This window comes from Scytonema sp. PCC 10023 (genome assembly GCF_963920835.1).
Lineage (GTDB): Bacteria > Cyanobacteriota > Cyanobacteriia > Cyanobacteriales > Nostocaceae > Kalymmatonema.
In genome coordinates this window covers 16,300-42,152 of sequence record NZ_CAWUDP010000084.1, presented here as the reverse complement: position 1 = coordinate 42,152, position 25,853 = coordinate 16,300, and the positions used below count along the sequence as shown (strand labels likewise).

The window sequence follows — 25,853 nt, the reverse complement described above, 5'->3', positions numbered from 1 at the left end:
CTTGTAAACTCAGTGCTGCTGGGTCATTTTGTCATGTGTTAGTCTAAACTCCAGTTTGAAGGGCGCGGAGCGTGCGCTTTGCGCTTACCCGTTCGCCCAAGCCGCGTGCCCACGGTGAAGGGCGTGCCGTAGGCTACCGCTCCTGAGCCAAGAACGCGCCAAGGAATTGATAGGTCATCTTGTAGCGGGAAGAGAGTATGAACTTTTTATCGAAAATAAAGCACTTTGCGCTTAGTACTTAGGGCTTTAAAATGCATATTTTCAGGTGCAAAAAGTTTATGAGCTACTGACAGTGTATTTGCTAGTTTTACGCCAACATCACCCTTTATCTTTAGGCAGCTTCTGAAATTTCAATCAAAATTGCTATAGAGACACATTGTTAAGCTTATCTTCGTTAAGTGTATTTTCGTATTGAATAATTGTGAACTTCATCTATAGTTTGTATAGGGCTTTTATTATTGATTCATTTCTTTGACATCTAATTAGTGTTTCATCAATTCTTCATCAATCAGTCTCCACGCTTTATCATAAGCTTCACTGATTTTTTATAGCCTATTTACTGTTTAGATAACTATTTTGCTCTCAGAAGAATTATAAAAGAGATAGCAAAAAACAAAGTCTTTGAGAGATGCTAACTTCAAGACTTAGTCCAAAAACAAGATTAATTTCTTGAATTCACTAATTCCAAGTTGTATCAGTTATCAAAGATAAGTGCTTATGCAAATTAAATTACCTATAAAAAATTGGGTCAAACGCCTATTCAGTTAGGATTCAGCGTGAAAATAATTTTGCTTAGATACTTAAATTTTGATTTCAAAGCTATTGCTAATCTCTTTTCTAAAAAATAGATATTTAAAACTATGTTCGTGAAACAATACTATCATCCGTTAGAAGCTTTACCAAATTTCGATGTGCATCTACTAGGCCGACGAATTTCTTGTATGACCGTCTCTTCAATTATTGAAGGCATTCACAAAGCTTGCATCGAAGACAGAAAAATTACTATAGGACATTACAATGTGCACGGTTTTAATCTTTCTGTGCAGTTGCCCTGGTTCTACGACTTCTTGCAGAGTGCAGATATTACCCTTTGCGACAGCATGGGTATCCTGAATGCTATTCGCTATGTGGAGGGGCAGAAGTTACCAATAGAGTACCGAGTTTCTTACACGCTCTTAATGCCGAAACTGCTGGAACATTGTAATCAGCATGGTTTGTCACTCTTTTTGCTTGGATCACGACCTGAGCATTTGCAGGTAGCTTTGGAGCAGTTAAAAGTTAATTATCCAAACATTAAGTTGGCTGGACACGACGGATACTTCTCAATGGAAGATCCGTATCAGAACGAGGCAGTTATTGAGCAAATAAATCTTGCCAAACCCCAGATTTTAGTAGTAGGTATGGGAATGCCTGTTCAGGAAAACTGGGTTCGACTATACCGGAACCGTCTTGGCGTCAACGTCATCATGACTGGCGGTGCAATCATAGATCGGCTAGCAGGAGTTGTCCCGGATTGTCCAACGCTGCTTTCAAACAAAGGTTTGGAGTGGTTATATCGCCTATACCGTGAACCTAAACGTTTAGCAACTCGCTATTTACTGGGCAATCCAGCTTTTGCGCTACAGATCGCCCTAGCTAAGCTGAATCAAAGCACTGCCAAGATCATAGACACACAACCTATTAACAATTCTGTTATGGGAAACTTAGAACACTCAGGCAGTTTTTCCCACTCCACAACCATTTAAGTCGCCTCTGTTACATACCATCAACGCAAAAGTTTTCCCATCTGCCTTCTTCTTAAAATATGAAGATCCTACAAGCTATCTATCAATTTCGGACAGGTGGCGGTGCGCTGCAAGTAGTCGCTGACCTTACCGCTGCTGCCCGTAATAGTGGTCACAGCGTGACAATTCTAGCTCGAGACATATCAGTCGCCACCTCAGTAGGGGCAGAAAGATTTTTTACTGGCAACAAAGCTTTAGACTGGTGGCATCTTTGGCAACGCTTGCGTACAGAACAATACGATATTATACACGTTCATGACCGTTACTGCTCGTTGCTGATCAATTTAATATCTCAAGCTCCACCGAGTGTACAAACTAATCACATTGCCTATCGTACGCACCGCCGATTAACACCTTTTGCGGACATTGTTGTGGGTTGCTCCCGTTCTATGGATCAACACCACGCTGACTTTTTCCAATTACCAAGTTCCCGCCGCGCGCTCATTCCCAACGGCGTCTTTTCTCGCAATCCTAAATTAGAACGAGTGCAATCTCTACGTCAGAACTTACCTTCAGCAATTAGCGATTGCGCAACGGGCAGTGGCAAAGCCAATCGCCCAAGGGACACTGAGCGAGCCAATCGCCGCGTCTGCCTAACAGTGGCTCGTCTTGCTGCCCAGAAAGGTCATACATATCTGCTAGAAGCTATTGCCTCGTTACCTCCCAGCCTACGCCAGTCTTGGTGCTTTGTCTTGGCTGGGGGAGGTGAGTTAGAGCTTCAACTCCGTACTCAAGCAGAAAAATTAGGAATTCTTCAAGATTTACTTTTTCTAGGTCATACTGCAGATGTCGCAGAATGGCTAGCATTGGCTGACGCTTTTGTTTTACCTTCCTTATACGAGGGTTTACCTTTAGCACTGCTTGAAGCCATGGCAGTCGGTTTACCCTGTCTTGCCACAGCAGTGGACGGTAACCTCGAAGTCTTGCGCCACGAGGAGAACGGTCTCCTTTGTATGCCTGCAAATTCTCAAGGTTTGGGTGACGCTTTGGAAACTTTACTAAGTGATACGACGCTGCGTAATCGCTTGGGTAAGCAAGCTCAGACAGACTACTGGAGCCAATGGACATTTGAACGTACTTGGCAACAGTATGAATCACTCTACCGACAATTGTACCAACGTGAAGTACCGCGATTGTCCGGGCATTCATCCGAACTAGCTAAATAACTTATAAATAATTTAAAGGTCTTTCCTCTCATGACTTTTCCAATCAACTTCCTCATGTGTTCTCCTGACCACTATGACGTTGACTATGTCATCAATCCTTGGATGGAAGGGAACGTTCATAAATCTTCGCGCGATCGCGCTGTTGAACAATGGCAGGGACTATTCCAAATCATTAAAGAATATGCCACAGTGGAGTTGGTGCCACCTCAAATTGGTTGGCCTGATATGGTATTTACGGCAAATGCAGGACTGCTTCTGGGAAATAACGTTGTCCTCAGCCGATTCCTCCATAAAGAGCGTCAGGGAGAAGAACCGTACTTCAAACAGTGGTTTGAGTCCCAGGGCTACACTGTACATGAATTGCCTCAAGATTTGTCATTTGAAGGCGCTGGAGATGCACTGCTAGATCGGGAAGGACGTTGGCTATGGGCTGGATACGGCTTCCGCTCCCAGTTAGACTCACACTCATATCTAGCAAAATGGCTAGACATTGAAGTGCTTTCGCTGCGGTTGATAGATGAGCGGTTCTATCACTTGGATACTTGCTTTTGTCCCCTGAGCGGTGGTTATTTACTTTACTATCCAGCCGCGTTTGATGCCTACTCCAACCGCTTAATTGAAATGCGGGTACCGCCAGAAAAGCGGATTCCCATTCAAGAAGCAGATGCAGTGAACTTTGCCTGCAACACAGTTAACATTGACTCTGTTGTCATCATGAACAAGGCAAGTGATGAACTCAAAAACCGCTTAACCGCAGTCGGATTCCAAGTCATTGAAACACCATTGACAGAATTTCTCAAAGCTGGCGGCGCTGCCAAATGCTTAACACTACGAGTAACAGAACCAGTGCGAAAGCCAGCACACACACCAAAATTCAGCGTAGTTATCCCCGCCTACAACGTGAGTGCTTACATTGCGGACTGTGTGAACTCGGTTCTCGCTCAAACCGAAACAGACTTTGAGGTTATTGTCGTAGACGATGGCTCTACCGATGATACGGCTCAAATAGTTTCTTCTTTTGTTGATCCACGCGTACATTTGGTACGTCGTAGCAATGGTGGATTGGCTACTGCTCGCAATACGGGTATCCGCGCCGCGATTGGCGAATTTGTGGCATTTTTGGACGCTGACGATCGCTGGTGTCCTGAGAAATTGGCTGCTCACCGACAAGCACTTGAACAAGATCCCAACGCCTCAGTGAGTTATGATTGGTCAGTTTTTATAAATAAGCAAGGTCAACGAACTGGGTTATCTATGGCTCAAACTCAGAAAGTTATAACACACGAGGCTTTGCTGCTCAAAAACTATTTGGGTAACGGTAGTACCGCAGTCGTTCGTCGCTCAGTCCTTGAGGAAACTGGTGGCTTTGATGAGAGTTTGCGTCGTTTTGTAGATCATGAACTGTGGGTTCGCTTAGCTTTTCATGGTCATCATTTCCGACTCGTTCCTCACCAGTTGACTGAATATCGCATTCACCCTGCCAGTTTCACAGCCGATACACAACGGATGCTCAAAGGGCTGGAGGCATTCTTGACAAAAATTGCGACTTATGCACCAGACAGCATTAAGCGGCTTGCACCATTGGCGATCGCCTGTACTCATCGCTGGATGGCGAGGGCTGCTTTTGTAGAAGGAAATTACCCAAAAGCTTATCAACATGCCCTGCAAGCGCTACGCACTTCACCTCAGGTACTTTGGAGAGATCAACGGGCACCGATCACTTTTGCGGCAATTTTTCTGCAGGCGATCGCGCCGAAACCTATATTTAACGGGATGTTGCAGTTAGGGCATCGCTTTGCTACAGGTTGGTTTCAAGATCATTCCAAAAAAAATCAAATCTTATGGTAATTTTGCTACTCAGTTTGGGAACACTGTACATAACAGCATATAAATAACAATGTTTATGCCTGCCAACTACTGAGTTTTGATTATAAGAGTTTACCGTGACTACTGATTGGCATTTTCCATCTCGTCTTCCCTTTGCAATGCGCGTCTTTAAAGCGCTGAGCAAAGAGCGTTGGCCTTTATTGCTGACATTGACACTCTCGCTAGGTCTTGCAACCGTAATCATTCGCCGCATTCCTGCCATTTATTCATCCTCCTCTAAGGTTCTGATTGAGTATCCACGTAGTACTGAACAATTGACTGGTTTGGACACTCAGGTTCAGTTGGGAAGGTTAGATACAGTAGGCGAGCGGGTAAACCCCATCAACAACCAAGTAGCTTTGGTAAAATCGTACCCTGTCTTTAAAAAGGCTCTGGCGCAGCTAAATCTGTCAGAAAAACAGGTTCCTTTTAAGGAATTATCAGTTAAAGCCGTAGAAGGAACGGATTTACTAGAAATTACGTACAAATCAAAATCAGCTTCATTAGCTGCTAAGGTCGTACAGACTGTTGTCGATATCTATATCAAAGAAAACCTGCTTAACAATCGTGAAAAGGGAGCATCGGCGCGGAAGTTTCTGGAACAACGTCTACCAGAGCTTGCAAATCAACTGAAGAAAGCTCAGAACCAACTCGAACAATTTCAGAGCCAAAATCGTTTCTTAGGGACAACTGTCGAAACTGATGCACTGACTAACGCATTAAATAACCTGGAAACACAAGTTAATACAGCGCGAACTGAACTTGCTTCTACAGAGCAGAAAATTGCTCGTTTGCAAACGCAATTGCCTTCTGATCTGACTGCTGCGGTGAATGTCGCGGGCTTAAGCCAGGAGGCTGGTTATCAACAGTTGCAAACTCAATTGGTGCTGGCTGAAACTGATTTAGCTCAATTGCAAATTCGCTTCACTGATCAAAACCCTCAAGTCGTGGCTGCCAAACAGAAGCGCAATCAACTTAAGGTTCTGCTTCAGGAGCGATCGCTTCGCTTAGTAGGAAACCAAGCAAACGCCTTATCTCCCACAGATCCTTTGCATCAACGCCTAGTTGAGAAGTGGGTTGAACTAGAGACAGAACGCTTTGCTCAGGTGACTCGACTGGGCAAATTATCTCAGCAGTTGCAGCAGCTACAAGAGCGCTCCAAAAAGCTTCCGCAGTTGATCAAGCAGCAGACACAGCTGCAACAATCTGCTGAAGCAGCCCAAAAAGAATATCTCACCTTTAAGGAGAAGTATACTGCTAGTCAAATTGCTGAGGAGCAAAACATTAGTAATGTTCGTGTTGTCGAGCCAGCAGAAGTTAATCTCACACCAGCAGCACCAAACCGCCAACTGCTTTTTACTCTTGCCGCAGTCATCAGCACTGGCATCTCACTCGGTGTCGTTTGGTTGTGCCGATGCCGCAACAATGACCTAGATGGGATTGTTGAACTTAGAGACATCCTGCCACTGTCAATCATTGCCACCGTACCTTGGTATGGCAATGGACTATTATCCCCAGAGGAAAACTTAGATGAGAGCCGGCTTGCTAGCAGCTACCAACTACTCCAAGCAAATATAAGGATGCTACCACGGAATGTACAGATTGTAGCTGTATGCAGTTGGGCTCCTGCCGAGGGTTGCTCCTCAGTGGCTAAGAACTTGGCATTACTTGAAGCACGCTCTGGTCATCGCGTTTTATTTATTGATGCAGACAAACGCTCTGCCGCTCAACCTGAATTTTGGCAGACCGACCAAAGTCAGCACAGTGCTGAGCATAACCTGAATGGTAAGATTTTGGGACATACAATTCAGCATAAAGTGCTGTCTAACTTCGATATTTTGTCTTCCGACGATATACCCTCTGTCGTCATGTATAAGGAATGGCTTGCTTTACTTGAACAGAAGCGCAAGCAGTACGACCTGATTGTGATCGACTGCGCTCCAGTCTCCCACAGTACTGACGCGACGGTGCTAGCATCAATGTCTGATGGTGTGGTTTGGGTCGTGTGTCCAAAGCGCTTGGGTCGTCGTCGGGTAGAGGCTTCTGCGGAAAATTTACAAACCTGGAGTACGCGTCTGTTGGGTCAGGTGATCATTGGTGTTGAAAGCAATCAACTACCAGTGCAAACTCCAAATGACCGCTTAAAATTGCCAAAGCTCACCCACCGCCAGTTTGCGAGTCTTCAAGGAGCCAAGAACCACTTATGACTCGTCCTACGATACCACCAAAAAGCATTGGCACAAGCTATCTAGGCAGACAAGAGCTAGACATAACTGCTGAGCGGATAGTCTTTTGGACAATTGCTCTAGTACCTCTGTGGTGGATTGTGGGAATTCAGATCGCTGTTTATCCGTTGGTTGGCTGGTACTTGTTTTACCGTAGTTTCCGACAGCCAAAACAAGTTACTTTTCCTTTTGGCTGGAATATGTGGTGGTTGTATATAGGTGTTTGGTTACTGTCATTAGTCATAAACCTGGCACTTGGCACTGCTGAAATTGGTAGGAGTATCACAACGCTGGGTTCGATTTTTGGGGTGTGGGTTCTCACAGTCGTTGTTTGGTATGCCATGCGTCGATTAGCAATTCGCTATCACGTTATTATCCGGGCTATCTGCATAGTTGGATGTTGCCAGCTCTTAGCTGTATTCATTGGGCAAGGTTATGTGCTAGCGACAGGTTCGGTGTTACAAACCCACAGCATCATTACAACGCTTGTCCCTTCCATTCCGGCTCGGGTATTCTTCGATGCCGAGCTCTATGGCTATGATGAACTGGGTTGGGATGTGGAGTCAATACCTCGGCTCAAGTCGTTCTACTATTGGTATCCATTAGCTGGGACGATGAGCATTTTCATTTGCATGGCGTCGTTAAGTGAGCCCAAACGCTTTTGGCAAATACTCAGTTTTTTAGGTGGCTTGACAACAATTTGGTTTGCCGCTGCACGCTCAGCCCAAGTAGGCATAAGTCTTGCGACTTTTTTGGCAATTTGGTTTGGTAGTCGTCTGGGACGCAAGATAATTCTTGGCAGTTTAATACCTTTTGGCTTAGTCTCGCCCGTTGTCGTCGTTGAAATTTACAAGTACTTCTTTGAGTACCGCAGTGATTCAGGGGCAGCTCGTCTTGCTCTGTATGACGAGACATTCAAAGCCTTCTTACGCTCTCCTCTTCTAGGCTATGGTACTCATGGTCGCTCCGAAACCCTGGAGGTGCCATTAGGTTCTCACTCTCAAGTTTACTCGACACTCTACCACACAGGTGTACTCGGCTCTTTCATCCTCATAGTAGCCTGGATTGCGATCGCCGTCGCTCTATTGCGGCTCATCCATAAACAACCCAAATTATCTCCGACTCTTGGAGCTTGGGCAGGGTTAACGTTTGTCATGACAAGCGGCGAACTTGAAGCTGCTAGCGTCACTGTCTTCGTCCTAGCTGCCTGGCTGGGTTGTGCTTGGAACTGGGAGGAGCAAATGTCTATAAAAGCAAAGCAGCCTTGGTTATCTGGTGTGCAAGTACCACAACCACCCACGCCTTGGCAAAGCCTCCAGCACTGGTGGAGCGGTTCAACATAAGTTGGAGTACAAAAATGGCTTTCATTGGACAAATTACTATGCAATCAATGTATCGGCTTTTAGAGCGCTTATCCTCCGATTGTTGGAGGTGGTACTACAGCATACGATACCCTAATTTGATCCTAGAACCAGGAGTTCTGATTGCAGGTCGTTTAAAGCTCTCCGGCTCTGTCAAGGTAGCAATTAGTAGCGGTACCCGTATCCGCAAGCGCAATCATATATTTGGTGAGGGTAAAGTTACGATTGGCAGTGATTGTTTACTCAACGGTTGCTCTATCGCTTGCTACCAACAGGTAGACATTGCAGATAAGTGTCTAATCTCTGACTGCTACATTATGGACACAGACTACCACAATGTCGATCCTGAAACACGACATGAATTACTGCATAAAAGCGGCATTCGTCCTGTGGCTATTGGTCGTAATGTGTGGCTTGCTGCAGGCGCACGAATACTCAAAGGCGTCACCATAGGCGAGAACTCTGTTGTCGGACTAGATTGCGTTGTTCGCCGTAATGTGCCTGCCAATGTCGTCGTAATCGGCAATCCTGAGTGCATTGTCAAGCACTTGCAACCTCAAGAAAGAAAAGCGGTCGTCTCAGGTATCCAATCATGAAAAGAAGAACAGTACTGGGAATCATTGGAGGAGCAGCGATTACAAGTACCTGTGCGCTGTCGCAGAATCAAGCACTCTCCTCAAAGTTGTCAAGAAAACCACCTCGCTTAAAGTTAGGGACAGAACCACCCTCTCAGGAGTACTTTGGGTTAAACATCGGCACTGAACTGAGTCTCAAATCCTTGCGCGACCAATTACTTACGCTTTATCAAAAAGCTGGTGTACGTTGGCTGCGGGTTTGGTACAACTGGGCAACACTTGAGCCTGAACCTGGCGCATACGATGGAGCTTCTATCCAAGAGGCATTACGTTTTGCTAAGAATTATAACTTTCAAGTGCTTTTCATGATTTGGGGAACTCCACCCCATGCTGGCAATGGAGATTTGGGAGATGTGCCACAAACTAAAGCACTGTCTGACTATTGCCAATGGCTGAAAGCAAATTTGGGTGATTTAGTGGATGCGTGGGAAATTGGCAATGAACCAAACCTAACGAAGTACTACGCAGGTTCACCTGAGAGTTACATTCAGACCTTGGCAACGAGTTATCAAGTGCTTCAGGGAGATGCGCCAGTCGTTGCAGCAGGTCCTAGCGGCGCTGCTAGCTCTAGTTACTGGCAAGCTTTACTTGATAACGGGCTACAACGCTACTGCGATCGCGTCAATTTGCATCCTTACCGAAATCAACCTCAACAGGTCGTCCGTCTGGTAGACGACTTCTTGGGGCGAGTGCAAAAGCCGCTTTGGATTACTGAATTAGGTCTTTCTGCAGATGTTGGTGGCGAACAAGCCAAAGCCGATTTCGTCGCTAACGTGCTTCCGTTACTTGCGACACGAGTAGAAAAACTTTTCTGGTATCGGGGTGTTCAGGGTTCGGGTTTACACCCTCTGCGTTTTGGGTTAGTCGAAGGCAACCGTACCTCAGGTCAGGTGACTCCATTACCTGCTTACTATAGCTATGCTGCTTTCGCTGGTAAATAGCCGTATTGTTTTATGCATGACCAATCGGAAAATCATAGCACTAAGAAAATCCGCTCAAAGTTATTTGCTGGGTTGCGTTGGACGGGTGCATCGCAGGTTCTTCAACAAGTTTTGAACATAACCTGGAGTGTCATCATGGCTCGATTGCTCTCTCCGACAGACTTCGGGTTGCTAGCAATGGCAAGTGTCTTTACGGGGATTGTCTACTTTGTACTCGACCTAGGACTGAAAAGCTCTCTGATTCAGCGTCAAACTCTTGAAGAAAAGCTGATTTCCAGTGTGTTCTGGATTAATGTCTTTGTCGGACTTGTGATGACGGTGGTAGGGGTTGTTTTTTCTTGGTCGATTGCTGGGTTTTACAACAACCCACTACTGCAGCCAGTGGTCGTAGCTCTATCCTGCAACTTCTTGATTTTCTCGTTAGGTATCACTCAAGAAGCTTTGCTCAATCGCCAGATGGACTTCCGGAGCCTAGAGTTGCGTACACTCTTGGGACAATTCATTGGTACAGTTTGCTCAATTGTGATGGCATTTTGGGGTTTTGGAGTTTGGAGTCTGGTGGCACGCATCTCAATAACCACCGTAGTGGGAACCACTTTGATGTGGTTTGTTACCAATTGGCGACCGAGGTGGTGGTTTCGCTGGAGCGATGTGCGTGAGTTGATCGGTTTTGGCAGCGATGTCCTCACCTCCAACCTCTTAGCCTACTTTGGGCGCAATGCTGATAACTTTTTAATCGGTAAGTTCATTAGTGCCACTGCTTTGGGGTACTACACGATGGCTTACAACTTGATGATGTTTCCCGTCCTGCGTTTCGCTCAAGTACTGAGTTCAGTATTGTTCCCAGCACTATCACGTTTGCAAGACGATGTAGAGAAAATTAAGTCTAGCTGGTTCCGTGCTACCCGTTTGATTGGGGCAGTCACAACACCGCTAATGTTAGGGCTAATTGCCCTTGCTCCGCAGTTTGTAGGGATTGTTTATGGCGAGAAGTGGCTGCCGGCAGTTCCTCTGTTGCAAATTTTGGCACTTAATGGTATTGTCCAGTCGTTGACTTGGCTAAGCAGCACAGTACTCGTGTCTCTGGGTAAGACTCGTTTGCTCTTAAAGCTCACCTTTGTGTCAGTTACTTTAGCCTTTGTTTCATTCTTAGTGGGCTTACCTTTTGGAGTTGTTGGTGTCGCTACCTGTTACACAGTGGTTAACACTGGAATGGAGATGTGGTCGTTATTCTACACACTAAAGTGTGTGAACTCCAGCTACAGCCAATACATATACAACATAGGTGGAGTCGTGACAGCAGCAGGTGGTATGGGTCTTGCTGTCTGGGGTTTAGTATTTGGTCTGCACATTGCCCCAATACCGCTGCTTTTGATTGCCATTGGGTTGGGATGCATCGTGTACGTGATTTTACTACGCTTCATCGCTCCTACAGTGCTGAGTGAGGCTCTTAGCATTCTGCCTGAGCGCTTTACCAAACGCTGGTTGAAATTTGGTTAATAGCTATACCCAGAAAAAACATATGACATGGCAAACGTCTAAAGACAACTTGAGTAAATCGCCCCTTGTTTCAGTAGTTGTGCCAGTATATAACGGTGAAAAGGTATTGCCTACACTTATAGAGTCTTTATCCAAGTTGGACTACCCAAAAGACTGTTTGGAAATTATACTGGTCAACAATAACTCAAGCGATCGCACGGCTGAAATATTAGCAGCTACCCCGTTCACTGTCATCTCAGAAATGCAGCCGGGCTGTGGCACAGCGCGTAATGCTGGTATCCGACAAGCAAGAGGGGAATTTATTGCCTGTACTGACGCTGACTGCGTAGTTTCTCCAACCTGGTTAAAAGACTTAGTTGCAGGTTTTACAGACCCAAAAATTGGCGCAGTCGCAGGAACGATTGAACCTTATGAACTGACTCATCCAATTGAACGTTATGAAGCATTACGCTTGAACGATCCTGGTCATAGAGCCAAACATATTTTTCTCCCTACTGCTTGTACTGCTAACGTTATGTATCGAGCGGATGTGTTTCAACGAGTTGGCTTGTTACTAGATCGTTCTGGTGGCGAGGAGACAGACTTAAACTGGCGTATGCAAACTCAGACAGAATACCGCATTCATTTTCTCCAATCTGGCGGATTGGTTCAGCACCGCTACCGTGCTGATTTTAAAGCTTTCTGCCGATCGCAACGTTACAAAGCTCGTACCTTAATAGATCTGCATCGACGCTGGAATCTACATACACCGACTGGACGCAAAGAGTTGCTAAGGACAGCTATAGGTGTGAGTTGGTTCTTGCCAACGGTTTTAACACAAACTTTCGCACGCAGTCACACTTTTTACGAGAGTTGTTGGGAAGCTTGGTTAAATATCGTGGTTCCCTGGACTCGGTATCAAGGTATTCGAGAAGGTTGGCACAAACAATGAAAGTTGCTCTGGTTCATGATTATCTTAAAGAGTATGGTGGTGCAGAAAGAGTTTTGGAAGTTTTGCATAGTTTGTACCCAGAAGCACCAGTTTACACAGCTTTTGTAGACTATGCAGGCTTGGGGACAGCGCGATCGCGTTTTGCTGGGTGGGACATCCGCACCACTAATGCTCAACACATACCCGGAATTGCTCACCGTCACCATACGTTGCGTTTTTTGATTCCCTACTTCTGGGAATCCCTTGATTTCTCTGAGTTCGACCTAGTTCTCTCTTCATCGAGTGGTTACTTAAGTAAATCGGTGCTGACTCGACCGGAGACAAAGCACATTACTTACTGTCATACTCCTCCTCGATATTTGTGGGGATACACAAAGTCGCAAGCTAGTCATTGGTACAAGCATTGGTACGAAACCTGGGTAAATAGCTCCTTACGACAATACGACTTCTATGCGTCTCAACGGGTGGATCGATTTGTAGCCAACTCTCAGGAAGTTGCACGACGAATTGCCAAGTTCTATGGACGTGTCGCAGAGGTTATTCCACCACCTGTGACGGTTCGAGGAAAAGGTGAAGCGGGGAATGAATATTACCTGTATGTTGGTCGTTTAACACGTCCTAAACAAGTGGAGCTCGCCGTCCAGGCTTGCGATCGTCTTAAACGTCCTCTCTGGATTGTGGGAACAGGTAGTGAAGAAGCTCGCTTGCAGGCAATGGCAAGTCCAGACATCCGCTTTCTAGGCTTTGTGTTGGAGGATGAGAGAATGTCTGAGATTTATGCAGGTGCTAAAGCTTTGATTTTCCCTTGTGCTTATGAAGATTTTGGGATTGTACCTATAGAGGCTATGGGGCATGGTGTCCCTGTAATTGCCTTAGCACAGGGGGGAGTTAGAGAAAGCGTCCTTGATCGTAAAACTGGACTGTTCTTTAAAGAACCCACTGTAGAGAGTTTGTGTCATGCGATCGAAGAATTTGAAGGTCTTTGCTTCTCTTCCCGCACCTGTATTGAACGGGCTAAGGAATTTTCTGAGTCAGTCTTTGTCTCTAAGCTACAACAATTTATTAGCCAAACTTTAAAGGAACATAAACTTTTTTTAACCAGCGTTTTTGACTAGGAACTGTTAACTTAACACACTAAATTAGCCAAGTTTTTCTATCATTTTTCACAAAACTAATTAGCCATGAATAACTTCAGCCCTGAAAAGATTCAAGAAGTTCTGCACACAAAGCTAGGAAAATTAGAAAAATTTGAACAATGTGCCCTCCTAGATTATCCTGACAACTTTAATGTTGGCGATCACTTGATATGGCTTGCATCCGTATTTTATCTAACTGATATTGCCAAAACAAAAATTAACTATATTGCGGCTAGTACAAATTTTTCTGACTCAGCGATGGAAAAGCTGGTCGGTAAAGCTCCTATATTTCTTAATGGAGGAGGTAATCTGAGTGATACTTGGCTTGTTCATCAAACATTTCGTGAAGAAATTATCTCTAAGTATCGAGACAGACCAATTATTATTCTTCCGCAGAGCATTTACTTTACAAGTCAATCTAATTTAGAGAAAACCGCAAAAATTTTTAACTCTCACCCAAATCTCACTTTGTTTACTCGCGATACATATAGCTATGAAATTGCGCTGAAATATTTTTATAACTGTGAGGTAATATTGTCACCTGACATGGTTTTTCACATGGCAGGAATGCCTGAATTATCATTCATACGTAATCCAAACCTCCCTATTTTATACCATTACAGGCAAGATAAAGAACTGAATCAAAATTCTTCTCCTACCTCTATTAATCTGCCTAACTTAATAGTAGAGGACTGGCGTTCATTCAAATGGATGTTAGGTGCTCCTAAAGCTTCACCTGTTCCAGTTATCATTCGACGACTTATTCGCAAAGTTTGGCAAAGAGGTTTAGCAACTCCCCAAGAGTGGGTATCCCGACAAAAGTGGCAGTATCTTCAACCTTATGCTGGTAAATTTGATAGTCTATACAATTCCTCTTTGCATCGAACTTCATGGAGTTTTATGCATAGTGGAGTTTATCAATTGAAACAGTACCGTCTAGTTATTACAAATCGGTTACACGGTCACATTCTCTCGACTCTTTTAGGTATTCCTCATATATTTTTACCTAATTCCTACCATAAAAACGAATTTTTCTATGCAACATGGACTTCAGAAATTCCATTTTGTCGATTTATCAAAGATGCTTCACAAATTGAAGCTAATGCAAGAGAACTATTGGAATTATTCCCTGGTTAAAAAACCTAAAACTTCAGAGGAGAAAAATCATGGCTAACTTTTTTGTTGTTGTAGATCCAGATCATGAGCGGCGATCGCAGTTTGTGAAAAAAATTGAGCCGCTATTGCCACCAGTAGAAGGCTTAGTGACAAATTCCTGTTCTGTAGGCAATTTCTGCGCCGTTTGGGCTGCAAGTTCTACTGCTCCCATTAGTCACACTGTCGAGCAACAGGATGCTGCTGTGATTTGGGGAGATGCAATGCACCAAACCAAAGCCGCAAGAATCAATGCCGATGGTCTTTTGAACTTATGGAAAGACTCTACAGACAACACTTATTCTGCTTTTAATGGCTTTTATGCGGCAGTTACCTATCATCAGCACTACGGGCTGAAAGTGGGAGCAGATTTGTTAGGTTTGTTCCCAGTGTACTACTACACTCATGGTGAGGTGGCTTTAGTAGGTTCAAGCCCGGAACTGTTCAGATACCATCCGCTTTTCCAACCAGCATTTAATCCCGCAGGTCTTGTGGGAATTCTACTAACTAATGGGCTATTTGATGGACAAACATTGTGGCAAGGCATTAAACGTTTAGACGCAGGATGTTTACTATTTTGGCAAGTAGGAACTTCTGCTAAGGAACTCAGACAATATCAACTTCCCAAGTCTGAGAAAGATTCTGAGTATTCCCAACTCTCTTTCGCTGAACAAGTCGAGCTGTTGGCACAAGCCCTTGAACAGGCGATCGCTCAATATGACATGAGCGGCAAGCGAGCTAGCCTCTTGCTGTCTGGAGGGATAGATTCTCGAATGCTGGCGGGGTTTCTTCGCCGTCAAAATGTTGATGTTGCGGCATTAACTCTAGGAAGGCGCACTGATATTGAAATGAGGTGTGCAGCTTCGGTAGCTCGAACTCTTGCTTTTGAGCATCACACCGCAACTGTTCCCTTCGCTCAATATCCCGCCTGTGCTGACACAGTCGTTAGGTGGGAGCATCTTGCAAATGGTTTTAATGTTAGTACAGATTGGGGCATCCTCTGTGATATCAAAAAATTAGCCCCTACAACTGTCACCGGTTACTTAATGGATAGAGTCGTTGGAGGTTCGGCACCATACTCCCCCTCTCCAGACGAGATGTCATATGAAGCATTCTTCGACAATGTCAACTGTTGGGGTTTCCCTCCTAATTTACTAAAGAGACTTTTACGTCAAGAAGTATTTTACGATTTGGTACAAGATACTCTTGCTCGCATTCGCATAGTTTACGAAAGCTATCCTGGCACGGAATTTAGACGATCATGGTGGTTTGAAATTTTTCACTCAAATCGGTTTCATGTAGGTAGTTCAGCGTGGCAGCTTAGCTTTGGAGCTTGGCCTATCTTACCAGTGCTAAATTGGCAGCTTTTAGAAGTAAGCGCTCTCTTACCAGAGAAGACTATAGCTCAACGACGAGCGCAAATGGAATTGCTATGTACTTACTTTCCACAGTTAGCTCAACTGCCTTTAGACCGCAATGCATATAATCTAGAGCCACTCTTAGGTCGCAAAAATCAGTTTTTAGCTCCCTTAGTTAAATTACAGCGCCGATGGTGGCAATTTCAGCAGCAGAAACTGGGATATGAGCGACGCTATTACTTTCGCACTTACGATTTCAATAATGATGGTTGGCGTGCTATACGTCAGCAAGCAGAACTGTATCGAGACCATATCAGGTGTCTGTTCCATGAAGATGTTTTCAATGCACTGCTGCCAACTCCAGATGTACGCACACAGTATAAAGATCCAATTATTGATGCTTCCGGCATCAAAGCTTTAGTTGGACTGTTGCTTTGGTCTAAAGAGCATATTTAGAAGTTAGTTCATACTCATTTCAGATAATAGAAAACTCAATTATGCCTCAGACTCATATTTGGCAAGAACAGACGACAACAGTCAATGACTCAACCACTGTTAGTGTCTTGATTGAGACTCCCAACCAGGTACAAACTCCTTTGTGGTATCGTGTTCCAGCTCAACAAAGTTCTCTGATAACACCCAGTTGCGATCCTTTTGTTGTTGGTACCATTTTCATAGCTATGAACCAAGGATCTGATGTGGTAGTTCATGGTGAAGTTTCTCCCTCCCTACTGCAAAATCTTGCAGAGTTCCAAGCAGTATGGGCGCGTTGGAAACCAAGGCGTTATAAGCAAATCGAAATCACCGCTGAAGTTGAGAAAGAACAGCCTACAGCTCACACGATTGAGAGAGCAATTTCTGCTTTCTCAGGCGGGGTAGATAGTTGCTTTACGGCGTTTCGCCACGCCAAAAAGCGTTGTGGCAGGGTACAGCGCAATTTACATGCAGGATTGATGGTTCACGGACTCGACATTCCACTACAGCAGCCGCAGATATTTGAGTATGCAGCACAAAAGTCTAAATTAATGCTCGCTAGCTTGAATCTAGAACTTATTCCTATGGCAACTAACTTCCGAGATATAGAGCAAAATTGGGATGATGCACACGGGGTAGGAGTTGCTTCTTGCTTAATGCTGTTACAGGGTGGCTACTCGATTGGTTTGATTCCTAGCTCGGATCCATACCATGCACTCAATCTACCCTATGGCTCAAATCCAATTACAGATCCGCTACTGTCCAGTCGCACTTTTCAAATCGTTCATGATGGTTCAGGCTTTACCCGAACAGAAAAAGTTAAGGAGATTGCTAATTGGCCCGAAGCTTTACAAAATCTCAGAGTATGCTGGCAAGGTGATCAAAAAGACCGTAACTGTGGACGTTGTGAGAAATGCATTCGGACTATTCTGAATTTCCGAGTCGTTGGAAGCGGTTTGCCTCCATGCTTTGAACAAGATGTTAGCGAGCGAGAAATTTTGAGTCTTCGAGGTCTTAAAGAAGTGCAATTAACCGAATACGATCCCATCTTAGCTGCTGCCAAAGATAACTTTATGTCTGATTCGTGGGTTACGGCATTAGAAAAGACCATAAGACGCAATCGGCGTGTAAACACATTGAAAGCTTATTTGCCAAGTACCTTAAAAAATCGTTTACGCAGATCGAGAACGTTATTGTCCCTAGAAAGGCAATAAGGGCATAGAATGAGCGATTGGGCACGAGGGCACTGCTTTCCCTTGCAATCGCATGATTCATATTTGGATTCAACAACGCGAGCGTAAAAAGTATTAAGAGGTTCTCATATGAGCAGAATTTTAGTCACAGGAGCAGCAGGTTTTATTGGCTTTCATTTGAGCCAAAAGCTGTTAGTCAAGGGTGAAAGTGTCCTTGGTGTGGATAACTTGAACAATTACTATGACGTCAGCTTGAAGCAGGCGCGCCTAGCTCAACTTTTTAATCACAAAGATTTTCAGTTCTTCCAACTGGACATTGCACATCAAGCGGATGTTGCAGAATTATTTGCCCGATGGAAGCCTGAATTAGTTGTTCACTTAGCAGCTCAAGCAGGTGTTCGTTACTCACTCACGCATCCCCATGCCTATGTCGATAGCAATTTAGTAGGCTTTGTAAACATCCTAGAAGGTTGCCGTCATACAAAAGTAAAACACCTAGTTTTCGCTTCCTCAAGTTCTGTCTATGGTGCAAATACCAAAATACCATTTTCTGTAGGCGATCGCGTTGATCACCCCGTTAGCCTTTATGCAGCAACGAAAAAAGCTAATGAATTAATGGCATATACCTACAGTCATTTGTATGAGTTACCAACAACAGGTCTGCGATTTTTTACAGTTTATGGTTCCTGGGGCAGACCTGATATGGCATATTTCTTATTCACTCAATCAATTTTAAGTGGAAAGCCAATTAAGGTATTTAACTACGGCAAAATGCGCCGGGATTTTACCTATATTGATGACATCGTAGAGGCAATTACTCGGGTTATAGACAGGAAACCCAATACAAACGCAGGGGCAAATTCACCACCTTACAAAGTTTACAACCTTGGTAATAATCAGCCCGTTAATCTCATTGACTTTCTCGAAATTTTAGAAAACCACCTTGGGGTAAAAGCCCAGAAAGAATTAGTTCCCCTCCAACCAGGAGATGTTCCAGAGACTTACGCTGATATTGATGATTTAGTAAAAGATACTGGCTTCAAACCCAGTACTCCACTGCACGTCGGTTTAGAACATTTTGTCAAATGGTACAAATCTTACTACACTATGTAAAATTATGATTAAATTAACCTAAAAACTCAGTGTTTTAAGTCAGTCTTAACAAGAAAGAATAGAGGTACCAGTCGCCAGCATACAGGGCTGAATTCTGTGCGACGCAAGGGAAGAATAAATGGTGAAAAACCACAGCAAATTGTAAAATTGGTGGTCTACAATTGTGTCTGTGATTTGAATGTTCCACTGCAAGCATTGCTGATTTCTGATTTCTGACTTCTGACTTCTCCTTCAAAAAATATCCAACTTTTTCTTGTGGGATGGAGAGAAGTCTGAGGGTCGGTTTCCTCCGTTCGCGTAGCGTCTCCTCCGGAGACTCAGAACTTCAGGGACTGGGGACATACGTGTCAACTTAAGGTGAAAACCAGCATAGAACAAGCTTTTAGAGATTGCCTCGTTCCCAGCCTGAGGCTGGGAATGCATAACTTGAGGCTCTGCCTGTCTTAACAGCGGCTCTGCCGCTTCAACGGCATTTCCAGGTTCCACCTGGAAACGAGATTTTAGAAGGGTTTTAGCTTAAATTGACACCAATGGATTGAGGAGCGTCCTAGAAACTGGGCGCTTTGGGATGCCCCGAAGTTCCGTTAGCGAACGCGAGTGCCAAAGGCACTCAGCTCCTCCAAAGGAGGCTCGGAGGAAACCGACCCTCGGACTTCTCTCCACCCCAGACAAGATTGGATAATTTATTTGTTGGAAATCCCTAACTGAATCAGTGCTCTAGCAAGCGCCGCTCTTATTTAACACAACCTTTAAAGTTTTCAACATCAAACTAATATCGTAGGCAATAGACCACTTACGTTGGTAGTCTAAATCCATGCGAACAATATCTTCAAAGTCTTTAATACTAGAGCGACCATTAGCCTGCCATTCACCTGTAATACCCGGTTTGACATTCAACCGTTCCCAGTGGTGTCTTGAGTAGTGTATCACTTCATTGGGAGTGGGAGGACGGGTGCCGACTAGACTCATTTCTCCCAACAGCACGTTCCAAAACTGAGGGAGTTCGTCTAGGCTGGTGCGACGGAGAAACCTGCCCACACGGGTAATGCGAGGGTCATTTTCATTTTTGAAGATATGATGACCTTTGGCTTCATTATTAACCAGATGCTTGAGTCGATCAGCCTCGACTACCATAGAGCGAAATTTCCAAATCTGAAAGCAACGACCGTTTAAACCATAGCGAATTTGAGTGTAAAAGATAGGACCAGGGTTATCTAGTTGAATAGCTATAGCAAGAGGAATCGCGACGACTGCAGTAATCCCTAACCCTACAACGGCACCCAAGATGTCAATTATACGCTTGACTTTGCTTGTTACAGAAGGATGAACAGGAAGTTTGGTGAAATCAGGGGTGTAGGCATCATCCATAACTGGTATGTAAATGGCGTAAGAAGTAAAAAGGTTAAACATGGTAATCACAGTTTCAGTGGATTAGTTTACGAATTCCGTCAGCTATAAAGCTTGTAGTTTCAACAATATGCTCGGCTTGAATAAGATTGCCTAAGCATATTTGGTTTGATGAAGCGGGACGCGAAGTTGTAATTTGAAGAACGATTAGCTTACTTCATAACTGAGCGTTAACCGTGGTCAGGGCTGCCTCGTAACTCTCAAAAATTTCAAACACTGAATCCAATTGAGTTAGTTCAAATATCATCCGGATAGATGCTTGTAAATTACACATTACAAGGCGGCATTTCCTGAAATGTGTAGCGGAAAATCCCCTCATTAGAGCCCTTAATCCGGAAGTATCGATAAAATCGACTTGGCCTAGATCAATCACCAAGAAATAGTAAGTTTGAGGAATTAAATCAGCCAGTTCTTTCTCTAAAACCTTCCCATACTGCATATCAAAACGTCTCTGAGGCTGAAGCACAATAAACTTAAAATTATGATTATTGCTGGCTTCTATATCTGTATTCTTGTTAAGGAACGTACTTGTATGTTCGACAAATTGCATATTGAGAGACTTTAAAACTTTTTGATTGCGGCAACTTTGGTAAGCCGTAAATAATCTTGATTCCATATTTGACAATTGTTGCTTTTTTTTTAAATGTTTTTTTATGAGTGATTTTTTATTGTTTTCAAACCTCACTTTTTTATTATCCCTTTCTAAGATAAAAACGATAATTAATATGAGGTAAAAACCTATAAAAATATGATTGAAAGATTATGTTATAACGGTAAAGCTTTCTTTAAGATATGAGCCGATATTTAGCAAGTAAAAAATGCGTACTTCGACAAAGCCTTTCCAGTGGGGATTTGAGAGCCGAAGTGACTTGAAGTGGTTAGTCATTTTCGCTACCTTACACTTAAGTACTCACGATCCGCTCATTTTTTCTGCCGGTTTGACCGAGAATTAGAGGGCGCAAGCCCTAGCGGGTCGTGCGTCGGGTGTGGGACTACCGCAGCCTCAAGGTGGTGCAGGAGAGATTGCTTTACAAAGGTCCGCTCAGCAACAAGCTGTGTGATAAGATGTCAGGACATCTTCACGGATTGATTGTATTTCAACTTGGGTAGTAGTGTATGAAGTGGAATCCACAAGACTATGCTAAAAACTCGGATGCTCAATTGAAATGGGCAAAGGAACTAAAGCAAAGTCTTAATTTGCAAGGTGATGAATCCGTTCTGGATGTCGGCTGTGGAGATGGAAAAATCACCGCTGAGTTTGCAACTACTTTACCCAAAGGCAGAGTGGTTGGTATAGATAGTTCCCCCGATATGATTGCTTATGCTACTCGCACCTATGGGGCTCATGTATATGCAAACCTTTCTTTCGCTTGTGTTGATGCACGTTCTCTCGATTTCGAGCAGGAGTTCCATCTGTGCTTTTCAAATGAGGCGCTGCACTGGGTTGACGATCACCAAGCATTTCTTGGAGGTGCGAGTCGGTCGTTGCGACGTGGGGGTCGGTTGGTTATTGCATGTGGTGGTCAGGGTACTGCGGCAGATATCTTGCAAGTTTTCTCTGAACTTATCTCCTGCGAACCTTGGAAGCACTATTTTGATGGCTTTCAGAATCCCTATTTCTTCTACGGGGATCAGGACTATTCACTATGGTTAGAAAAAGCTGGTTTTAACATTGAGCGGCTTGAGTTAATTCCAAAAGACATGACGCATGTTGGTAAAGAGGGTTTAGCAGGTTGGATACGCACAACCTGGATGCCTTTCACACAAAGCGTTCCTGAGAGTAAACGGGGCGATTTTATCACTCATTTTGTGGAGACATACCTCCAAAGGATTCCCCTTGACCAAGATGGATTAGTACATGTTCGTATGGTGAAATTAGAAGTCAGTGCCCTCAAGTCATAATCCTCATAACTTGAGGGCAAATGCATTTGAGCAGCAGTTAAGAAACGGGTCGTGCGCCCTTGCAAGTTTGGCAAAGGTAGCAAAGTCATTCCACGTCCAGGAATTTGAGGCTAAACTTGTTCTTTGTGGAGCAATACTACTAAATCGAGTAATAAAGCGGGAAAGACTTTGCATCCTTGGGCTTCACATAAACCTTTTGTTGCGGTTCCAACTTCAACTCGTCAAAGCGATCGCGCGTCAAATGGGCTGTAACCACTTGTCCGTCATTGAAGGTCAACTCCACTTGGACTTCCCAACCTAGATGTATCAACCGACTAACTGTAGCTGGTACCGTAGCTCCGTTGGCTGTCGTTTCCACAATTATGTCAGAGGGACGCAAAAATGTCTCTGGATGTGTAGAATCAAACCCATTACTCCGGAAAATCTGCGCTGTGCTGGGCAGCACGTTGACAGGTCCAATAAAACTCATGACAAATGCTGTCGCTGGATAATCGTAAATTTCCGCTGGCGTGCCTATCTGTTCCACGCGCCCTTTATTCATCACCACGACTTGATCGGAGACTTCCATCGCTTCTTCTTGGTCGTGGGTGACGAAAACTGTGGTAACATGAACTTCATCATGGAGGCGGCGTAACCATGCCCGTAAATCTTTACGGACTTTGGCATCGAGTGCGCCAAATGGTTCATCTAAGAGTAATACTTCGGGTTCTACTGCCAATGCCCGTGCTAATGCTACCCGTTGGCGTTGACCGCCGGAAAGCTGCGATGGGTAGCGATTACCCAGTCCACGTAGTTGCACTAAATCCAGCAATTCTTCGACTCGCTCTTTGACTTTTGTTTTTGTTGCTTTGCGAATCTCTAAGCCAAAGGCTATGTTTTGCCTCACTGTTAGATGCTTGAATAAGGCATAGTGCTGGAACAAAAACCCAATGTTCCGTTCTTGCACACTTTGATATGTAGCATCTTTGCCAGTCAGCAAAATTCTGCCAGTATCTGGCAACTCCAAACCTGCAATCAGCCGTAGCAGGGTAGATTTTCCGGAACCTGACGGTCCAAGCAACGCTACCAGTGAGCCACTTTTAACTTCTAGACTGACCTCATCGACTGCTTTAAAACTGCCAAACTGTTTGGATACGTTCTCAACTACTATGCCCATAGTATGCTCACTGGTACTGCACCTGTGCAACTAATCTACGGTTTAGGAAGAAGATTAGCGTATATTACATATATCATAAGTCATTGCTTTTGGATTAACGCTATCATATCGAGTTTGTCTAAGGGTCAATAATAAAAGTACCCCCAGCCCCCAACTCCTCCCTAAATCCTTACTTCCTTGGGATTAGGAGAGGAGAAAAGTAGGCGAGGTGGGAGCTTATGCAACCGTAGCAACGTCAGTATTTTACAGTTACTGGAGTGTAATGATGGTATTTTGGGGAGATTATACTGGTTTACCAAAACCTTATAGAGGCTGGGATGTGTTTGTCGCTGGGGAGCAGAACGGCACGACAACAAAGCTAGCCGCTTCCTTGAAAAAGCTGCTCGCGTGGCTGCAAGAGTATATGTCTGTAGATACCGTTACGTTGCTGCTGCCTATTGCGGAGCGGCAGAATTTAGCTGTGTACGCCACCCTCGGACTTGAGGAGGAAATCGTACAACAGATCCGTATCCCCATGGGACAGGGTGTCGCTGGTCGCATCGCCGCAAGTAGGTCACCAATGATAGTCAATAACTTGGCCCAGGTCGAGGTTATTAGCCCTATTTTACGCCAGAAGGGTCTGCGATCGCTCGTCGGCATCCCGGTGTCCTTCAATCAGGAAGTGGTCGGGGTGCTGCACGTCGGCACTTTAGACCCTCACCAATTCACCGAGCGCGATGTGCAGCAACTGCAACTCGTTGCCCATCGCCTCAAAATAGAGATCAAGGATGCAGGACTCTTGAAATTCGATCAGGTTCGCGACAACCAGAAAGGTTGGTTGGATCTCCTCGGCTTCAATAAACGCACCTTTTGCGTCAATACCGTAAAATTTGCATAAAAATTACCAATGACCAATTTTCAATCGAAGTGTTCGTAGCGAAATATTAAGGAATATTGCGTTTATATCAAATCTCGAAAGTGGAGTGCAGACTCTAGCAAAAGTCCGTGATACGATGCTTTCGGTAAATGTCAAGATTGGGAGAAGACCTTTGACACTACGGGTTGCTGTTGTTGGGTCCGGTCCAGCTGGTTCATCTGCCGCAGAAACGCTCTGCAAAGCTGGAATTGAAACCTACCTGTTTGAGCGCAAGCTAGATAATGCCAAACCTTGTGGCGGTGCCATTCCCCTGTGCATGGTGAGTGAATTTGACTTGCCACAGAATATTATTGACCGCCAAGTGCGGAAAATGAAAATGATTTCGCCCTCGAATCGTGAGGTTGACATCAATTTAGAAAAACAAGACGAATATATAGGAATGTGCCGCCGTGAGGTGCTAGATGGTTATCTGCGGAATCGCGCGGCAAAATTAGGCGCAAATTTAATTAATGCCACCGTTCATAAACTCGATATTCCCAGCAACAATACAGATCCCTATACCATTCATTATGTAGACCACACAGAAGGCGGTGCCCAAGGTATTGCCAAAACCCTGAAAGTCGATATGATCATTGGGGCTGATGGGGCAAATTCCCGCATTGCTAAGGAAATGGATGCAGGGGATTACAACTATGCGATCGCTTTCCAAGAGCGCATTCGCCTGCCTAAAGATAAAATGATCTACTACGAAGATCTCGCCGAAATGTACGTCGGCGACGATGTGTCTCCAGATTTCTACGCTTGGGTTTTCCCTAAATACGACCACGTCGCAGTAGGGACTGGCACGATGCACGTTAACAAAGCTAGCATCAAACAATTGCAAGCTGGTATCCGCGCCCGTGCAGCCCGCAAGCTGATTGGCGGTCAAATTATCAAAGTAGAAGCACACCCGATTCCCGAACATCCGCGTCCCCGTCGCGTTGTTGGGAGAATAGCTTTGGTGGGTGATGCTGCTGGCTATGTCACCAAATCTTCTGGTGAAGGCATTTACTTTGCTGCCAAATCAGGACGGATGTGTGCCGAAACGATTGTAGAAATGTCGAATGGCGGTAGCCGCATTCCTACAGAAGCTGACCTTAAGGTGTATATTAAGCGCTGGGATCGCAAATACGGGCTGACCTACAAAGTACTGGATATCCTGCAATCCGTATTTTATCGTTCCGACGCCACCCGCGAAGCTTTTGTGGAAATGTGCGCTGATCTGGATGTCCAACGGCTGACTTTTGATAGCTATCTCTACAAAACAGTTGTGCCGGCTAATCCCATCACTCAGCTGAAAATTACTGCCAAGACTATTGGTAGCTTACTTCGCGGTAACGCCCTTGCTCCTTAGAAGGGACACGAAGAGGTGGGGAAGTTTAAAAAAAACTTTGTACCTCGTCAATTTAACAGTCAATAACTCACGATTATAGGTGTACTCAGCTGAGCCGTGGGTTATTGACTGTTATATGTTTTTCTGACCAAAAAAGTTATGTGTTAAGTAATGGTTATTCTTTCAATAACACTAAATATTTTGTGAAATCCTTATAATAGCCTTATGAACAATCTAAAAAGAGAGTTGCTTTGATAAGAGTTTACAAAGTCTATATAAAGATTTCATGAAAATTCAATTACTTTCTTGGCAACTTTTCCGTGGA

General features: G+C 44.4%; 20 protein-coding genes and 1 pseudogene. 18 read left to right on the top strand and 3 right to left on the bottom strand.

The genetic code is table 11. From position 1 onward, the window contains the following. Positions 1-941: 941 nt before the first annotated feature. The 15 genes and pseudogenes from ACM0OZ_RS36070 to ACM0OZ_RS36000 all read left to right on the top strand — a co-directional run bounded on the left by ACM0OZ_RS36070 (position 942) and on the right by ACM0OZ_RS36000 (position 18,835). Complete coding sequence (locus ACM0OZ_RS36070) at positions 942-1,745, top strand: WecB/TagA/CpsF family glycosyltransferase (protein ID WP_414587641.1); 804 nt, start codon at positions 942-944, stop codon at positions 1,743-1,745. 59 nt (positions 1,746-1,804) lie between these two features. Further along, positions 1,805-2,950 carry a glycosyltransferase family 4 protein gene (locus ACM0OZ_RS36065; protein ID WP_414587640.1) on the top strand — a complete coding sequence of 382 codons (1,146 nt, stop codon included), beginning with the start codon at positions 1,805-1,807 and terminating at the stop codon, positions 2,948-2,950. 30 nt (positions 2,951-2,980) lie between these two features. After that, positions 2,981-3,814: pseudogene (argE, locus tag ACM0OZ_RS36060) on the top strand (bifunctional arginine dihydrolase/ornithine cyclodeaminase); the annotation flags it as partial. Then, positions 3,797-4,798 (top strand): glycosyltransferase family 2 protein, encoded by a 1,002-nt coding sequence (locus ACM0OZ_RS36055; RefSeq protein WP_414587647.1) that lies wholly within the window; start codon positions 3,797-3,799, stop codon positions 4,796-4,798. The pseudogene argE and the gene ACM0OZ_RS36055, both read left to right, overlap by 18 nt. 95 nt (positions 4,799-4,893) lie before the next feature. Continuing rightward, entirely contained in the window at positions 4,894-7,023 is a 2,130-nt protein-coding gene (locus ACM0OZ_RS36050) for a GumC family protein (RefSeq protein ID WP_414587639.1), read from the top strand. Continuing rightward, the gene (locus tag ACM0OZ_RS36045; protein WP_414587638.1) at positions 7,020-8,384 is read left to right on the top strand and encodes an O-antigen ligase family protein; all 1,365 of its coding nucleotides are present in this window, start codon (positions 7,020-7,022) and stop codon (positions 8,382-8,384) included. Before ACM0OZ_RS36050 ends, ACM0OZ_RS36045 begins: the two co-directional genes overlap by 4 nt. Before the next feature lie 14 nt (positions 8,385-8,398). Further along, positions 8,399-8,998 carry an acyltransferase gene (locus ACM0OZ_RS36040; RefSeq protein ID WP_414587637.1) on the top strand — a complete coding sequence of 200 codons (600 nt, stop codon included), beginning with the start codon at positions 8,399-8,401 and terminating at the stop codon, positions 8,996-8,998. Next, the gene (locus tag ACM0OZ_RS36035; protein ID WP_414587635.1) at positions 8,995-9,978 is read left to right on the top strand and encodes a glycosyl hydrolase; all 984 of its coding nucleotides are present in this window, start codon (positions 8,995-8,997) and stop codon (positions 9,976-9,978) included. The genes ACM0OZ_RS36040 and ACM0OZ_RS36035 overlap by 4 nt, the downstream gene beginning before the upstream one ends. Before the next feature lie 12 nt (positions 9,979-9,990). Further along, positions 9,991-11,478, top strand: coding sequence for an MOP flippase family protein (locus tag ACM0OZ_RS36030; RefSeq protein ID WP_414587634.1), 1,488 nt, complete (start codon positions 9,991-9,993; stop codon positions 11,476-11,478). 22 nt (positions 11,479-11,500) lie between these two features. Continuing rightward, entirely contained in the window at positions 11,501-12,409 is a 909-nt protein-coding gene (locus ACM0OZ_RS36025; protein WP_414587633.1) for a glycosyltransferase, read from the top strand. Continuing rightward, positions 12,406-13,524 carry a glycosyltransferase gene (locus ACM0OZ_RS36020; RefSeq protein WP_414587631.1) on the top strand — a complete coding sequence of 373 codons (1,119 nt, stop codon included), beginning with the start codon at positions 12,406-12,408 and terminating at the stop codon, positions 13,522-13,524. Before ACM0OZ_RS36025 ends, ACM0OZ_RS36020 begins: the two co-directional genes overlap by 4 nt. A 66-nt stretch (positions 13,525-13,590) precedes the next feature. Further along, positions 13,591-14,682, top strand: a complete 1,092-nt coding sequence (locus tag ACM0OZ_RS36015) for a polysaccharide pyruvyl transferase family protein (RefSeq protein WP_414587630.1) — start codon at positions 13,591-13,593, stop codon at positions 14,680-14,682. Positions 14,683-14,711: 29 nt separating this feature from the next. Continuing rightward, entirely contained in the window at positions 14,712-16,511 is a 1,800-nt protein-coding gene (locus tag ACM0OZ_RS36010) for an asparagine synthase-related protein (protein WP_414587629.1), read from the top strand. A gap of 41 nt (positions 16,512-16,552) precedes the next feature. Then, positions 16,553-17,743 carry a hypothetical protein gene (locus ACM0OZ_RS36005; RefSeq protein WP_414587628.1) on the top strand — a complete coding sequence of 397 codons (1,191 nt, stop codon included), beginning with the start codon at positions 16,553-16,555 and terminating at the stop codon, positions 17,741-17,743. Between the two features lie 108 nt (positions 17,744-17,851). Next, a complete protein-coding gene (locus ACM0OZ_RS36000; protein WP_414587627.1) occupies positions 17,852-18,835 on the top strand; it encodes an NAD-dependent epimerase in 984 nt (327 codons plus the stop codon). Positions 18,836-19,552: 717 nt separating this feature from the next. On the opposite strand, the gene ACM0OZ_RS35995 is transcribed toward ACM0OZ_RS36000, so the two are convergent. Beyond that, entirely contained in the window at positions 19,553-20,203 is a 651-nt protein-coding gene (locus tag ACM0OZ_RS35995) for a sugar transferase (RefSeq protein WP_414587646.1), read from the bottom strand. 196 nt (positions 20,204-20,399) lie between these two features. After that, the gene (locus ACM0OZ_RS35990; RefSeq protein ID WP_414587626.1) at positions 20,400-20,927 is read right to left on the bottom strand and encodes an STAS domain-containing protein; all 528 of its coding nucleotides are present in this window, start codon (positions 20,925-20,927) and stop codon (positions 20,400-20,402) included. 431 nt (positions 20,928-21,358) lie between these two features. On the opposite strand from ACM0OZ_RS35990, the gene ACM0OZ_RS35985 reads away from it, so the two are divergent. Next, a complete protein-coding gene (locus ACM0OZ_RS35985) occupies positions 21,359-22,144 on the top strand; it encodes a class I SAM-dependent methyltransferase (protein WP_414587625.1) in 786 nt (261 codons plus the stop codon). A gap of 139 nt (positions 22,145-22,283) precedes the next feature. Here the strand turns inward: ACM0OZ_RS35985 and ACM0OZ_RS35980 are convergent, their stop codons facing one another. Continuing rightward, positions 22,284-23,300: a sulfate/molybdate ABC transporter ATP-binding protein gene (locus ACM0OZ_RS35980; RefSeq protein ID WP_414587624.1), complete on the bottom strand. Its 1,017-nt coding sequence runs from the start codon at positions 23,298-23,300 to the stop codon at positions 22,284-22,286. Between the two features lie 262 nt (positions 23,301-23,562). Here ACM0OZ_RS35980 and ACM0OZ_RS35975 point away from each other — a divergent pair, with 262 nt between their 5' ends. Beyond that, positions 23,563-24,177: a GAF domain-containing protein gene (locus ACM0OZ_RS35975; protein ID WP_414587623.1), complete on the top strand. Its 615-nt coding sequence runs from the start codon at positions 23,563-23,565 to the stop codon at positions 24,175-24,177. A gap of 151 nt (positions 24,178-24,328) precedes the next feature. Beyond that, positions 24,329-25,549 carry a geranylgeranyl reductase gene (gene chlP / locus ACM0OZ_RS35970; protein ID WP_414587645.1) on the top strand — a complete coding sequence of 407 codons (1,221 nt, stop codon included), beginning with the start codon at positions 24,329-24,331 and terminating at the stop codon, positions 25,547-25,549. The last annotated feature ends 304 nt before the right edge of the window (positions 25,550-25,853 follow it).